Below are 14735 nucleotides of genomic sequence, written 5' to 3' on the forward strand. Positions count from 1 at the left end.
GTAATAACCATATCCTAAAAATTTAGTTTCATATGAATGACTTATTAGTTGCTAATTCCGTTTCAAAACAATTCGGAAGTTTTAAAGCACTAAATCAAGTATCTATTGCTGTGCCTAAAGGTAGCATCTTTGGTTTACTTGGACCAAATGGCGCAGGTAAAACCACCCTAATCCGTATAATTAATCAAATTACAATGCCAGATGAAGGTGCTGTTCTTTTAGATGGACAGTCTTTAAAACCAGAGCATATTAGAGATATAGGCTATCTTCCAGAAGAACGCGGCTTATACAAGTCTATGAAGGTCGGTGAGCAATGTTTGTATCTCGCACAGCTTAAGGGCTTAACAAAAACTGAGGCTAAAATAAGACTAAAGTACTGGTTTGATAAACTAGAAATAGGAGATTGGTGGAACAAGAAAATTCAAGAGTTAAGTAAAGGTCAGGCGCAAAAAATACAGTTTATCGTTACGGTACTTCACCAACCTAAACTATTGATTTTTGATGAACCTTTTTCAGGTTTCGATCCTATTAACGCAAATTTAATTAAAGACGAAATTTTACAACTAAGAGATGAAGGAGCAACAGTGATTTTTTCTACCCATCGCATGGAGTCCGTAGAAGAATTATGCGATCATATTGCTTTAATTCATAAATCGAATAAAGTGTTAGATGGAAAATTGAATGATATAAAGCGTCAGTATAAAACGAACACCTTTGAAGTAGGACTAGAATCCTTAAATAAAGACAAAGTATTTTCTGAAATTCAGGATAAATTTGAAGTGCTGCCAGCCACTTTTAAAAACCTTAACGATGATATTAAACTGAATATTAAGCTTCGTGAGCAAGATTCACCTAATGATTTATTGTCATTTTTAACCTCAAAAGCAGAAGTGCATCATTTTGTAGAAGTAATTCCTTCGGCTAGTGATATTTTTATTCAAACTGTAAAAAATAACTAAGAATGAATCATTTACCCCTAATTATAAAACGCGAATATTTTACAAAAGTGAAGAACAAATCATTTATTGTAATGACGTTTTTGAGTCCTTTAATAATGATTGCACTTATAGCTGTCGTGGCTTATTTATCTCAATTAAATAATGATAAGGAACGCACGCTTTCTGTGTTGGATGAAACAGGTTATCTCGAAGGTGTATTTCAGAATACAGAAAATACTACCTATACGCACCTTAACGGATTAAGTCTTGATGACGCTATTGCTTTAGTGAAAGAAAAGGAAGACTACGGATTATTGTATATTGGTAAGGCTAATTCGTTAGATGACGTTTCAGGAAATGTAAAATTTTATTCTGAAGATTCTCCATCCATAAGTGTTATTTCTGGATTAGAACAACAAATAGAAAAGCGATTAAAAGAAAAGAAGCTTGAAAAAGACGGAGTATCTATAGCGCAAATAGAAGCCTCTCAAACTAATATTGAAATCGAACAAGAAAGTTTTGAAGGAGAAAAAAGCTCTAAAATAGATAATGTGGTAAAGCTTGCTTTTGGAGGAGCAGCCGGTTACTTATTGTTTATGTTTATCATTATCTACGGTAACATGATAATGCGTAGTGTTATAGAAGAAAAAACCAGTAGAATTATTGAGGTTATTATTTCTTCTGTAAAACCGATTCAGTTAATGATGGGAAAAATTATAGGAACTTCATTAGCTGGAGTAACACAATTTGCGATTTGGGTAATTCTAGGAGGTGTCTTATTGTTTATCGTTTCTGCCATATTTGGTATCGATTTAGCACAAGTACAATCACCACAACAAGAAATAATGAACCAAGCTATGCAAGCAGATGGAACTCAAGCAGTGGCCGAAAACTTATTGGGAGCCATAAGTAATTTGCCAATGACTAATCTTATTATAGCCTTTTTATTCTTTTTTATTGGAGGATATTTGTTATACAGTTCACTTTATGCTGCGATTGGTGCAGCAGTAGATAACGAGACTGATACACAACAATTTATGTTGCCTATTTTAATGCCATTAATTTTGGCAGTTTATGTAGGTGTATTTACTGTTATCGAAGATCCGCATGGCACGGTCTCTACAGTGTTTTCATTTATACCGTTCACCTCGCCTGTGGTAATGCTAATGCGTATTCCTTTTGGTGTGCCTTTGTGGCAACAAGGCTTATCTTTGTTATTACTTATCGGAACATTTATTTTTACTGTATGGTTTGCAGCCAAAATTTACCGTGTAGGTATATTAATGTATGGTAAAAAACCAACGTATAAGGAACTATTTAAATGGTTGAAATATTAAAAGATGATCCAAACCTTAGAGGATATTGAAAATGAAATTACCGAAAGCAGTGCTTGGGAAACTGCTAGTGACTTCTTAGATTGGCATATTAATATTGGAGAAGGTATTAGTATTTCTATATTAGATGTAATCATTGTTTCTATTGTAATATTTATTACTACAGTAATCCTTAGAGTGGCCTTAAAATTTCTAACACGAAATTTAACGGAAGATAACAAAGGGAAATTTGGAGTGGTATATGGTTATTTTAGATGGCTTATTTATCTTATTATACTTTTAATAACGCTAGACAGTGTTGGTGTTAATATTACAGCTGTGTTTGCCGCTTCCGCAGCATTATTAATTGGTGTTGGTTTAGCTTTACAGACCTTATTTCAAGATATTATATCGGGAGTTTTTATTTTAATCGACCAATCTGTGTACGTTGGAGATATTATAGAAATTGACGGTAAGGTTGGACGTGTCGAAGAAATTAAGTTAAGAACAACAAGAGCGGTTACATTAGATAATAAAGTGTTAGTGATACCCAACCATTTGTATTTAGAAAATAGTTTATATAATTGGACACAAAATGGGACTACAACACGAGAGAGTGTTTCTGTTGGTGTGGCTTACGGTAGTGATGTGCAGCTCGTTAAAAAACTGTTGTTAGAAGCTGCTAGTTCTAATGAGAATGTATTACCAAACCCCGAACCGACAGTAGTTTTTACAAATTTTGGAGATAGCTCGCTAGATTTTAAAGTCATTTTTACCTTGGCTGATAGTTTTAAAGCTCAGTTTCCTAAAAGTGAAATTCGGTTTACAATAGACCGTTTGTTTAGAGAACATAACGTGTCCATACCATTTCCACAACGCGATATTCATATCATTAATAATAAATAAAGATTTGATTTTCAGTCTTAATTACAAATAAGTAATTTTAAGAGGTCAATGTCTTGTTAACATAAAAAAAATAAACAAAATCATGCCAAAAATATTAATTATTGAAGATGAAGCTGCTATACGACGTGTGCTGGTAAAAATACTTTCTGAAGAAAATAATAGTTACCAAGTTGATGAAGCAGAAGATGGTCTAGTCGGCACTGAAAAAATAAAAAAAGAGGATTATGATTTAGTGCTTTGTGATATTAAAATGCCTAAAATGGATGGTGTTGAAGTCCTAGAAGCGGTTAAAAAAATTAAACCAGAAACACCAATGGTTATGATTTCTGGTCACGGTGATTTGGATACAGCAGTAAACACAATGCGTTTGGGAGCTTTCGATTATATATCCAAGCCACCAGATTTAAATAGACTTTTAAATACGGTTCGTATCGCTCTAGATAGAAAAGAACTTGTGGTAGAAAATAAAATGCTTAAGAAGAAAGTAAGCAAAAACTATGAGATGGTAGGGGAGAGTGATGGTGTAAAACGTATTAAAGATATGATTGATAAAGTTGCGCCAACTGATGCACGGGTATTAATTACAGGACCAAATGGAACGGGAAAAGAACTGGTTGCACATTGGTTACACCAAAAAAGTGAGCGCTCTAAAGGCCCTATGATTGAGGTGAATTGTGCTGCAATTCCTTCAGAATTAATAGAGAGTGAATTATTTGGACATGTTAAAGGCGCTTTTACTTCAGCCGCTAAGGATCGTGCTGGTAAATTTGAAGCGGCTAATGGTGGTACTATATTTTTAGATGAAATTGGAGATATGAGTTTATCCGCACAAGCCAAAGTTTTACGTGCTTTACAAGAAAGTCGTATTCAGCGTGTTGGAAGTGATAAGGACATCAAGGTGAACGTAAGAGTTGTGGCAGCAACCAATAAAAATTTAAAAAAGGAAATTGAAGACGGTAAATTTAGAGAAGATTTATATCATCGATTAGCCGTGATTTTAATAGAAGTACCTGCTTTAAATAATCGAAGAGTCGATATTCCTTTATTAATTAATTATTTTTCTGAAAAAATTTCTAATGAACACGGTACGGCTAAAAAGACATTTTCAGATAAAGCCATTAAATTACTTCAAAATTATGATTGGACAGGTAATATTCGCGAATTGCGAAATGTAGTGGAACGCCTTATAATTCTAGGAGGTACAGAAGTTAGTGAAAAAGATGTAAAAGCCTTTGCTTCAAAATAAAAATAGTGCATATGAAAGATATCAAAGTAGACACGTTTAAAATTTCATCTCAAATCAATATTGAAGATTTACCAACCTCTTATGATTTAGATGAAAGTGAAAAGAAGATAGAAAAAGAACTGCGAAAAGTGAGTCGGGATTTGGCAGAGATTCAAAACAAGATGTATGCTCACGGTAAATATGCTGTACTCTTTTGTATTCAAGGTATGGACACAGCTGGGAAAGATAGTTTAATTCGCGAAGTGTTTAAAGAATTTAATGTAAGAGGAATTGTGGCTCATAGTTTTAAAAAGCCGACAGACTTAGAGTTAAAACACGACTATTTATGGAGACATATTAAAGCACTGCCAGCCAGAGGGAAATTTGGGATCTTCAATAGAACCCATTATGAAAATGTATTGGTTACAAGAGTACATCCTGAATATTTAATGTACGAGAATATGCCAAATGTGAATAGCTTAGATGATGTTGATGATGCCTTTTGGGAGAGACGTTTTAATGAAATCAATAACTTTGAAAAACACATTGCCGATAATGGTACTATAATCTTTAAGTTCTTTTTAAATATCTCAAAGGACGAACAAAAAAATAGATTATTGAGACGTTTGAATAAACCCAATAAAAATTGGAAATTCTCTCCAGATGATTTAGATGAGAGAGCTCATTGGGATAGTTACCAAAGCTGCTATGAAGATGCTATAAATAGAACCTCTAACGAGAATGCACCTTGGTTTAATATTCCTGCCGATGATAAACCAACCGCTAGATATATTGTAGCCAAGATTCTTTATGATACGCTAAAAAAATATGATGATATAAAAGAACCAGAATTGCCAGCACATCAAAAAGCCAATATAGATTTATATAGGGAACAGTTGGAAAATGAGTAGTAGAACTGATGCTAGCTTTTAGGTTCTCTTTCGTTATAATTTTGAGGTCATATCTTTAAAATTCATCTCAAAAGTTAATTTAGAAGAACTACTAAGGTGAGGTGATTCACTTTCATCAATAGACATAATATAAAAGAGGTTTGCACAATTACGGTTAGAGCTAAGTGCTATTTACTTTCTATTTGGTGAAAAATAAGGATTAGATTCTATGATAATGGTAGAAATTATACGTTTTGCATCGCTAGATTCTGATATTATTCTTTAAGCTTACACTTTAGGATTTGGTATATTCCTCTTTATAGATTTTAACTAGAGCCATAAAAATACTGATTAATAAAGGACCAAAAATTAATCCGATAAAACCAAATAATGGAGCACCGACCATAACACCTATTAGCGTAATTAAAGGATGTACATCATCTAATCGTTTTAATACATATAGTCTAATTATATTATCGGTTAAACCTACAACTACAACTCCATAAATTAGAATACCCCAAGCTTGGAATGTATCTCCAGAAGATAAGGACAAGATAAATACAGGAATAATTCCTATGAACGTTCCAATAAAAGGAATCATAGATCCTATGGTTACAATAACAAACCAAAAGAATGGCTCTTCAATTCCGAATATTAGAAATCCAATTAATGCAATAATACCTTGGGCTATAGCGACTAGTGGAATTCCAATAGCGTTAGATTTTACCATGGCTTGCACTTCTTTTCCAACTTTATTAGAATTTTCGTGGTTAAGCGGTAGGTAATCGCGTAGCGTTTCTCTTAATTCTTTTCTGTTGGTTAACATAAAGAACAGCATAAAGTACATTAAGCCTAAGGCAATAAGTAAATTAAATGTGTTGCCAGCCATGCTTTGTAAACTATCGGAAAGCCATGTCGTTATACCTTGTGTATCAATTTGAGAATTAACATCAATCCCAGTTTCGACTTTTATTTTACTCAATTGGTCTTTAAAGGCGTCAATTACTTTTTCACTATTCTTGGCCACATCCGAAATTTTATTTCCCAGCATAATGCCAAAACCAGTAAGCGGAATCATAACGACTATAAAAGAGCCCAACATTAACAATGCTGCTGCTAATGTTGGTCGCCAATTATAGTCAAAAACCAATTTTTTCATTGGTTTTCTTAGCAATATGTAAAACGTAATAGCTCCTAAAACACCGCTTAGGTAAGGTAACATTTCTTGAAAAATCAAACTCCCAAAGAGTAAGATTAAAAGTAAAACGAAAACCTGTCGAATTATTTTAGGAGGAATTTGAGTCATGTATAATCTTTTTATGATAACTCAAAGGTAATCGCAAACCTCAGGGAAACGTATCCTAAACAAATAAAAGTTTAACTCTAAAAGAAGGATTTAGATGGCTATTTCTACTTGGTTATTTAGAATATCATCAAAAGTTTCACGTTTTCTAATTAATTGCGCTTTACCTTTATAAATTAAGACTTCAGCAGGTCTGTAGCGTGAGTTGTAGTTGCTCGCCATAGAGTAGCAATACGCACCGGCATTTTTAAAACACAGAACATCATTTTCATTAATTTCCGCTATACGCCTGTTGTTAGCAAAAGTATCTGTTTCACATATATAACCGACTACTGAGTAAAAACGTTCGCGACCTTTTGGGTTTGAGATATTTAAAATATCATGTTGTGAGCCGTAAAGCATTGGTCGGATTAAATGATTAAAACCAGAATCAATTTGAGCAAATACGGTTGAGGTCGTTTGCTTAACCACATTCACTTTTGCCAAAAACACACCAGCTTCACTCACTAGAAATTTTCCGGGCTCAAAGGCTAAGGTTAAATCTTTGCCATATTCCTTGCAGAATTCGTTGAAACGTTGCGTTAATTTTTCACCTAATTCTTCAATATTAGTTTCTATATCTCCTTTCTTATAAGGTACTTTAAATCCTGATCCAAAATCTATAAATTCTAGGGTTTTAAAGTTCTTTGCGGTTTCAAATAATATTTCACTGGCATACAAGAAAACATCAATATCTAAAATGTCACTACCTGTATGCATATGAATCCCGTTGATATTCATTTTAGTGTTTTCTACAATACGAAGTAATAACGGAATCTGATGAATTGAAATGCCAAATTTACTATCTATATGTCCCACAGAAATATTAGTATTGCCACCAGCCATAACATGTGGATTAATTCTGATACAAACAGGTACTTTGGGATGCTTTGTTCCAAATTGCTCTAATATAGAAAGGTTATCAATATTAATCTGTACGCCTAATTTTGCCGCTTCTTCAATTTCTTCTAAAGATACTCCATTAGGAGTAAAGATGATGTCTTCTGGCTTAAAACCGGCTTTTAAGCCTAATCGCAATTCTTGGATAGAAACCGTGTCAATACCAGAACCAAGCTTATTAAAAAGTTTCAAAACAGAGATATTTGATAACGCTTTAACGGCATAATTAAGTTTTAGTTTTTTTACCTTACTAAATGCTTTTGTTAATCGTTTGTACTGAAATTCTATTTTATCAGCGTCGTATACATAAACCGGACTTCCAAAATCCTTTGCAATTTTTAATAAGGTATGCTCTTTCATTTTATAGTTATAAATTAGATGACGAAAATATATGTATTCCAAATGATAAACATAAAAATGACAAAATATTGTTATATTTACACAAAATGTTAAATAATTAACAATACGTGTTTCAAAATTTAATCCTCTCTATAAGCGTTATATAAATATTTATATAAGGACTTTTATGAGCATACTTTTAGAAACTAATTAAAACTATTATTTGTGAAAACCATTGCTTCTTGTGTTCAAGAAATTATTGTAGCAAGTCCTTTTTTAGAAGAAGGCTTATCGAGAGAAATTATTAACTTTTCAGCTTTAGCGAAAGATTTAAATGCACCGATTTCAAAAATGTTACGCAAGCCTGTAAAGGATGGTGCGATAATGATGGCTTTAAGACGTTACCAACAGCCTTTAAATCTTGAAAATTCAAAAAGTTTAAAAAAAGCTTTTAACGCATTAGGCGATATTACGGTACGCTCTAATCTTAGTGATTTTACTTTTGAGAATTCTAAAACCTTAATACATAGTCATTCGCAAATTCTCGAGAAAATTAGTAAAAATCATCAAACGTTTTACGCCTTTACACGTGGTATGTTTGAAAGTAACATCATTATATCAACGTCTGAAAAAGCGCATGTTCTCAAAGCATTTAAGAATGAAAATCAGATAGGATTACAAGAAAAATTATCGGCTATAAGTATTTATTTACCTAAGGGTAATTCTAAAATTGTAGGACTGTATTATCAGATTTTTAAACGCTTAGCATGGGAAAATATTACATTATACGAAGTGGTTTCAACAACCAATGAATTTACAATTGTGGTAGAAGATTATTTGGTAGATAGGGCGTTTTCAGCTATAAAACGATTAATAGATTAATTAAAATTAAAAATGCATTCTAAACTACGGTGAGTTCATTTGTGAATGATAATTTATTATGCTCAAATCAATTTTAAAAACTATTGGTAGAAACTATTAGTATGCTTATTTTTGTTGGACCAATAAATTTCTGATTAAAAATGAATTTACACGAATATCAAGGAAAAGAATTATTAAGCAGTTTTGGAGTACGAATTCAACGTGGAATTGTAGCTCAAAGTGCTAAAGAAGCTGTTGAGGCAGCAAAGCAATTAACAGCAGAAACTGAAACAGGTTGGCATGTTATAAAAGCACAGGTTCATGCAGGTGGACGTGGAAAAGGTGGAGGTGTTAAATTAGCTAAAAACCTTAAAGAAGTAGAAGAAATTGCAGGACAAATCATAGGAATGGATTTGGTAACACCACAAACTTCTGCGGAAGGTAAACGTGTACACCAAGTTTTAGTTGCAGAAGATGTTTATTATCCAGGTGAAAATGAGCCAGACGAATATTATATGTCTGTATTATTAAATCGTGCTACAGGAAGAAATATGATTGTGTATTCTACGGAAGGTGGAATGGATATTGAAACTGTTGCAGAAGAAACTCCAGAATTAATACATAACGAAGAAATTGATCCTGCTACAGGGATATTACCTTTTCAAGCACGTCGTATTGCTTTTAATTTAGGTTTATCAGGCACTGCATTTAAAGAAATGACAAAATTTGTTACAGCCTTATATACTGCTTACGATAAATCGGATGCCTCTTTATTTGAAATCAACCCTGTTTTAAAAACTAGTGATAGCAAAATTATGGCTGTAGATGCTAAAGTAACTTTAGATGCTAACGCCTTATACAGACATAGAGATTTAGCTGAATTACGTGACTTACGTGAAGAAAACCAAATTGAAGTTGAAGCGGGAGCTTTAGGTTTAAATTATGTAGACTTAGACGGAAACGTTGGGTGTATGGTTAATGGTGCTGGTTTAGCAATGGCAACAATGGATTTAATTAAGCAAGCAGGTGGTGAGCCAGCAAACTTTTTAGATGTTGGTGGTACAGCTGATGCAGCTAGAGTAGAAGCAGCTTTTAAAATTATATTAAAAGATCCTGCGGTTAAAGCCATTTTAATTAATATATTTGGTGGTATTGTACGTTGCGATAGAGTAGCGCAAGGTGTTATCGATGCTTATAAAAACATGGGTAATATTAACGTACCAATCATTGTGCGCTTACAAGGAACTAATGCAGATATCGCAAAAGAACTTATTGACAACTCTGGTTTAGATGTTATGAGTGCTACTGAATTCCAAGAAGCAGCTGATAAGGTGCAAGAAGTTTTAGCATAATACTACTATAGCGTGTAAGGTTTAAAAACCTTAACCGTTTAACTTACTTATAAAAAAAAGAGCAACATAAATGTGTTGCTCTTTTTTTATTGAGAGGGTTTGGTGTTTTTCTCACCTTTTTTAGGCATTGGGCCTCTTAAATGAATAATTAAGCCATTTAGAAAATTTCGTAATATTTGGTCACCACATTCCATGTATTTTGGATGGTCTTCATTTCTAAACATCGCATTCAGTTCACTTTTAGAAATTCTAAAATCTACCAATTCTAAAATCTTTACGATATCATGGTCTCTTAGTTTATGTGCTACTCTAAGCTTTTTAAATATGTCGTTGTTTGTCATAATTAATTATAGGTTTATATGTAATAGTCGATTAATGTTTGTCTACTTTTCTTTATGTTAATTCTGAATTATTAGATATTGGTAAGCATCTCCAAAGTGTGCAGACCAAAATGTTTCGTTATGTTGACCACCTTTTATTATCTGACTTTTAAATTGATTTGTTTGAACTCCCTTAGATTTTAATAAGGTCGTCATTTTCTCTAATTTTGGAACCATGGTTTCTCCTTCAGCAGTGCCAGCAAGAAAATAGAATTTGGATGTCATCGGTATATCAGTCGTTTTTACAAGCTCAAAAATCTCTGGATTTATCCAAAATGCAGGTGAGAATACTCCTGCTTTACCAAATGTACCAGGATATTTTATTACCGCATAAAACGAAATTAAACCTCCTAATGAAGAACCAAAAATGGTTGTATATTCAGCTTCTGGTTTTGTTCTATAAGTGACATCAATATAGGGTTTTAATGTGTTTTTTACAAAGGTGAGATAAGCATCTCCATAGCCGCCACCGTATTTTTTATGTTTATAAGGCGTAAGTTCGTCTATGCGTTTCTCGTTTCCGTGAGCTATGCCTATAATGATACTTTCGTTTTGCGTTAGCGTGTCCATATATTCATCTACTTTCCATTCTCCAACATATGAAGTTTCGACATCAAATAAATTTTGTGCATCATGCATATAAATCACAGGAAATGATTTTTCTGAATTTTTATAATTTGTAGGTAAATACACCCAAATTGTTTTTTCAGTTTTTAGCTGTGGTGCTGTGATTCTAAATGTAGTAACCTGTTCAGAAGCAGTGCTTTGTGCGGTAGAATAGTATGAAATTAATACTATAAATAGCAGGTGTAAATGCTTCATTTTCATGCGGTAATAAATAAAATATTTTGATAAACGTTTAAAAAACTCGACTAAATACAGTCAATTTTTCGACAAGATACATTATATCAACGACAATAAAATAAACTACCTCTGTAACTTTACACTATAAATTAATCCCCATTAAATCATGATTAATCGCGTTGAAAAACTGAGCTTACTTTCTGAAATGATTGCATTCGCTCAAACAGATGAAAATATCAAATCTATTGAATATAACTTTTTGGCCAGTATCGCAAAACAGTTAGAAATTTCTAAAGAAGATTTTCAATACCTTTTTGAGCATCCTGTTACTTATGTACATTTAAAATCGCATAGCGAGCGTATTGTTCAGTTCCATAGATTAGTATTACTAATGAATTTAGATCATAAGGTGGCACCTAAACAATTGGTGAAAATTCATAACTTCGGATTAAGAATGGGATTAAGTCATGAGTCGATTAATAGAGTATTAGATTTAATGGATAGTTTTCCTAATAAAGTTGTACCGCCAGATTTCTTAATAGATATTTTTAAGGTGCAATACAATTAGTAACATAAAAAAAGTAACGAATGCATTTTAGTAGTGAAAAATTATTTAATTCACAATCTATGTTTTAAACTGTTTGCGGACTACTATTTTTATACTTTTAACTTATCTAACTTACTCTGATAAGCTGCAATTTCATCTCTAAACCGAGCTGCTTCTAAAAAATCTAACGCTTTGGCAGCTTGTTCCATTAATTTTCTTCGTTCTCTAATATTCTTTTCAAGCTCCGCTTTTGTTAAGTATTCGTTTTCTGGTTCAGCGGCTATTTTAGCATCCAATTCTGTACGGTAAGTACTCACCGAATTTTTAGTCAATGCACTATCCAAACTTTTATTTAAGGCTTTAGGCACAAGATTGTGTTTAGTATTGTACGCAATTTGCTTTTCACGACGATAATTAGTTTCGTCTATGGTCTGTTGCATGCTTTTGGTAATTTTATCTGCATACATAATCGCTTTTCCATTAAGGTGTCTTGCAGCTCTTCCAACGGTTTGGGTTAAAGAGCGGGTAGAACGTAAAAAACCTTCTTTGTCGGCATCTAATATGGCAACCAGAGAAACTTCTGGTAAATCCAAGCCTTCTCTAAGTAAGTTAACTCCAACCAAAACATCAAAGACTCCTTTTCGTAAATCTTGCATAATTTCAACACGTTCTAACGTATCTACATCACTATGAATATATCGGGTTCTTACAGAAATTCGAGTGAGGTATTTGGTGAGTTCTTCAGCCATGCGTTTCGTTAACGTGGTAACCAAAGTACGTTCGTCTTTCTCAACACGATTTTGAATTTCTTCAATTAAATCATCTATCTGGTTAAGACTTGGTCTAACCTCAATAATAGGATCTAGTAAACCTGTAGGCCTAATAACTTGTTCTACGTATACACCATCGGTTTTTTGCATTTCGTAATCAGCAGGAGTTGCAGAGACATAAATGACTTGATTTTGCAGTGCTTCAAACTCTTCGAATTTTAAAGGCCTATTGTCCATAGCTGCAGGCAAACGAAACCCATAGTCTACTAAATTTACTTTTCGGCTCCTATCACCTCCATACATGGCGTGAACTTGCGAAATGGTGACGTGACTTTCATCCACGACCATTAAAAAATCATCCGGAAAATAATCTAACAAGCAGAATGGTCGTGTGCCTGGTAATCGGCCGTCTAAATACCTTGAGTAGTTTTCAATACCAGAGCAGTAGCCCAATTCTCGAATCATTTCTAAATCGAATTCCGTACGTTCCTTTAGTCTTTTGGCTTCAAGATGTTTTCCGATGTCTTTAAAATAATCGTACTGTTTAACTAAATCATCTTGTATATCTTTAATAGCACCATTTAATACATCTGGTGAGGTCACAAACATATTTGCAGGATAGATATTTAGCCTATCGTAACGCTCAATAACTTCATTTGTCCTAGCATCAAAGGCTTCAATTTCTTCAATTTCATCGCCAAAGAAGTGAATTCGAAACGCATGATCTGCGTATCCAGGAAATATGTCAACGGTATCTCCTTTTATTCTGAAGTTTCCGTTTTTGAAATCAGATTCTGTTCTAGAATATAAACTTTGTACTAATTGATGTAATAATTTGGTACGAGAAATCACCTGATCGCGCTCAATTGAAATTACATTTTTTTGAAATTCTACAGGGTTTCCAATACCGTATAGACACGATACAGAAGCTACCACAATAACATCACGACGACCAGAGAGTAGAGAAGAGGTGGTGCTTAAACGCATCTTTTCAATTTCCTCATTAATAGATAAATCTTTCTCTATATAAACTCCAGAAACAGGAATATAAGCTTCAGGTTGATAATAGTCGTAATAAGATACAAAATACTCAACCGCATTATCAGGAAAAAACTGTTTAAACTCAGCATAGAGTTGTGCAGCCAACGTTTTATTATGTGCCAAGACCAAAGTTGGGCGTTGTACTTCTTCAATCACATTGGCCACAGTAAAGGTTTTACCAGAACCTGTAACACCTAATAAGGTTTGATATTTTTCATCGCTTTCAATTCCAGAAGCTAGTTTTTTTATAGCTTGAGGCTGATCGCCAGTAGGTTTAAATTCGGACTCAATTTTAAATCGCATAATGCAAAGTTACAATAAAGCGATTATAATTTAATTGTGTGGAAAGTTACAATTCCGTTAAAATAAAAAGGACTTCAAGATTTAAGTTTTGAAGTCCGATTTATACAGATTAATTTTAAGGTGATTTTTTTAGATGTTTAGTGCTTTAAAGCAAAATGACCTCTAAGTTCCTCACCATTTACTAATGTAATAAGATACCAGAAATCATTCGACTCAAGCATTTTTCCGTTGTAATAGCCATCCCAAGAGTAATTTGAAGGGATTAATTGTTTAATCAACTTTCCGTATCTATTAAAAATTAGGATTTCTTTTACAATGTGGTTGCGGTCAATTACGGTCCAATAATCATTATAAGTATCATTATTAGGTGTAAAAAACACTGGAATGAAAAGGTCAAATTCAATTTCGAAAGTGAGCGACTTAATAACACAATTATTGGCATCACTAACATATAAGGTGTGAATGCCCTCAGAAAGATTAGTAAAAATGTTAGAGCTCTGCACACTTGAAAAGTCAACAGCATAAACATAATCTATGCTTAGATCTGACATTGTTACAGTAACAGTATTGTTCGTGATAGAAATATTTGAAGCGTCTAAAGTAAAATCAAAAGCATCGTTAACATTAACTTCAAAACTACTTTCGTTAGTACATGTATTAGGCGCTGTTCCAGTTTCATTATAAATATAAATGGTTTGTGTAGTTGTAATTACATCACCAACACTCAACGGACTACCAGTGCCATTAGGTCCTGTAAAATAATTGCCATCGGTTAGTGTCGGTAAAGTATATTCTGAACAAACGGTTTGATTGGCTAAAGTATC

General features: G+C 33.2%; 14 protein-coding genes. 8 read left to right on the plus strand and 6 right to left on the minus strand.

Translation table 11 applies throughout. The annotated features are described in order from the left end of the window. The first annotated feature begins 32 nt into the window (after positions 1-32). From C8N41_RS07505 to C8N41_RS07525, 5 genes are all read left to right on the plus strand, one after another. Complete coding sequence (locus C8N41_RS07505) at positions 33-959, plus strand: ABC transporter ATP-binding protein (protein ID WP_092444238.1); 927 nt, start codon at positions 33-35, stop codon at positions 957-959. 2 nt (positions 960-961) lie between these two features. Next, the gene (locus tag C8N41_RS07510; protein ID WP_115838831.1) at positions 962-2275 is read left to right on the plus strand and encodes an ABC transporter permease; all 1314 of its coding nucleotides are present in this window, start codon (positions 962-964) and stop codon (positions 2273-2275) included. A gap of 3 nt (positions 2276-2278) precedes the next feature. Beyond that, positions 2279-3157 (plus strand): mechanosensitive ion channel family protein, encoded by an 879-nt coding sequence (locus C8N41_RS07515; RefSeq protein WP_115838832.1) that lies wholly within the window; start codon positions 2279-2281, stop codon positions 3155-3157. 82 nt (positions 3158-3239) lie between these two features. Further along, the gene (locus tag C8N41_RS07520; protein ID WP_115838833.1) at positions 3240-4403 is read left to right on the plus strand and encodes a sigma-54-dependent transcriptional regulator; all 1164 of its coding nucleotides are present in this window, start codon (positions 3240-3242) and stop codon (positions 4401-4403) included. A gap of 11 nt (positions 4404-4414) precedes the next feature. Beyond that, positions 4415-5293 (plus strand): PPK2 family polyphosphate kinase, encoded by an 879-nt coding sequence (locus C8N41_RS07525; protein ID WP_092444230.1) that lies wholly within the window; start codon positions 4415-4417, stop codon positions 5291-5293. A gap of 274 nt (positions 5294-5567) precedes the next feature. On the opposite strand, the gene C8N41_RS07530 is transcribed toward C8N41_RS07525, so the two are convergent. Next, positions 5568-6578 carry an AI-2E family transporter gene (locus tag C8N41_RS07530; RefSeq protein WP_115838834.1) on the minus strand — a complete coding sequence of 337 codons (1011 nt, stop codon included), beginning with the start codon at positions 6576-6578 and terminating at the stop codon, positions 5568-5570. A gap of 90 nt (positions 6579-6668) precedes the next feature. Then, positions 6669-7874: a diaminopimelate decarboxylase gene (gene lysA, locus C8N41_RS07535; protein ID WP_115838835.1), complete on the minus strand. Its 1206-nt coding sequence runs from the start codon at positions 7872-7874 to the stop codon at positions 6669-6671. Between the two features lie 204 nt (positions 7875-8078). Between lysA and C8N41_RS07540 the strand changes: the two genes are divergently transcribed. Beyond that, positions 8079-8735, plus strand: coding sequence for a hypothetical protein (locus C8N41_RS07540; RefSeq protein ID WP_115838836.1), 657 nt, complete (start codon positions 8079-8081; stop codon positions 8733-8735). 140 nt (positions 8736-8875) lie between these two features. Beyond that, complete coding sequence (sucC, locus tag C8N41_RS07545) at positions 8876-10066, plus strand: ADP-forming succinate--CoA ligase subunit beta (protein ID WP_115838837.1); 1191 nt, start codon at positions 8876-8878, stop codon at positions 10064-10066. 86 nt (positions 10067-10152) lie between these two features. Here the strand turns inward: sucC and C8N41_RS07550 are convergent, their stop codons facing one another. Both C8N41_RS07550 and C8N41_RS07555 read right to left on the minus strand, forming a co-directional pair. Beyond that, positions 10153-10407 carry a DUF1456 family protein gene (locus C8N41_RS07550; RefSeq protein ID WP_092444220.1) on the minus strand — a complete coding sequence of 85 codons (255 nt, stop codon included), beginning with the start codon at positions 10405-10407 and terminating at the stop codon, positions 10153-10155. A 57-nt stretch (positions 10408-10464) separates the two neighbouring features. Then, positions 10465-11268 carry an alpha/beta hydrolase gene (locus C8N41_RS07555; protein ID WP_317124571.1) on the minus strand — a complete coding sequence of 268 codons (804 nt, stop codon included), beginning with the start codon at positions 11266-11268 and terminating at the stop codon, positions 10465-10467. Positions 11269-11416: 148 nt separating this feature from the next. Between C8N41_RS07555 and C8N41_RS07560 the strand changes: the two genes are divergently transcribed. Beyond that, positions 11417-11818, plus strand: a complete 402-nt coding sequence (locus C8N41_RS07560) for a hypothetical protein (protein ID WP_092444216.1) — start codon at positions 11417-11419, stop codon at positions 11816-11818. 89 nt (positions 11819-11907) lie between these two features. Here the strand turns inward: C8N41_RS07560 and uvrB are convergent, their stop codons facing one another. Next, entirely contained in the window at positions 11908-13911 is a 2004-nt protein-coding gene (uvrB, locus tag C8N41_RS07565; protein WP_115838839.1) for an excinuclease ABC subunit UvrB, read from the minus strand. 137 nt (positions 13912-14048) lie between these two features. Then, on the minus strand, positions 14049-14735 hold a 687-nt coding region (locus C8N41_RS16920; RefSeq protein ID WP_170137102.1), incomplete at its 5' end, for a T9SS type B sorting domain-containing protein.

Source organism: Winogradskyella sediminis (assembly GCF_003387355.1).
GTDB classification, from domain to species: domain Bacteria; phylum Bacteroidota; class Bacteroidia; order Flavobacteriales; family Flavobacteriaceae; genus Winogradskyella; species Winogradskyella sediminis.